Origin of the sequence: Scandinavium tedordense, from assembly GCF_024764965.1 — a bacterium.
In the GTDB taxonomy this organism is placed as follows: Bacteria; Pseudomonadota; Gammaproteobacteria; order Enterobacterales; family Enterobacteriaceae; genus Scandinavium; species Scandinavium tedordense.
Genome location: NZ_JALIGG010000018.1, coordinates 1 through 443, shown reverse-complemented (window position 1 = coordinate 443; position 443 = coordinate 1). Strand labels below are relative to the sequence as shown.

The following is a 443-nucleotide window of genomic DNA, read 5'->3' as shown; positions in this document are numbered from 1 at the left end:
CCCCTAAGCAGTGGCAGGTATGGCGTTTGGGCGGTGGATAGAGAGCAAAAAAGCTATTTGACTTTTACAGGGGCAGACAATGAGATACCGAACGATTTGAATGATTTTATGTGTGATAGATATTTATTTCTCTATCAAAATAACGTCTATAAAATTGAAGTACACATACAAAAAATTTAGGGAAAATTAGCGATATATAAAGCTAATACTTTCAAGCCAAAGCCCAATTTCGATGAACAAGAATTAGAAACGTTTTCTAGGAATTTAGACCAGGCTTTTACAGTGTTTAAATCAAGCGGTGATATCAAACTAGATATGAAAACAAATGATTTAGATTGTCATATCATGATTGACTAACAACCGATCCATGCGTTTTGTGTGCTGCTTGAAAAATATAAAAATAGAATAATAATCTATTTAAAATAAATTTAGCAGCACATAAA

1 protein-coding gene is annotated in these 443 nt (G+C 32.3%); it reads left to right on the top strand.

Annotated elements, in window-relative coordinates; all coding sequences use genetic code 11:
• A partial coding sequence (locus MUU46_RS00085) for a hypothetical protein (protein ID WP_258964441.1) occupies nucleotides 1-180 on the top strand: 180 nt, incomplete at its 5' end.
• Between the last annotated feature and the right edge of the window lie 263 nt (nucleotides 181-443).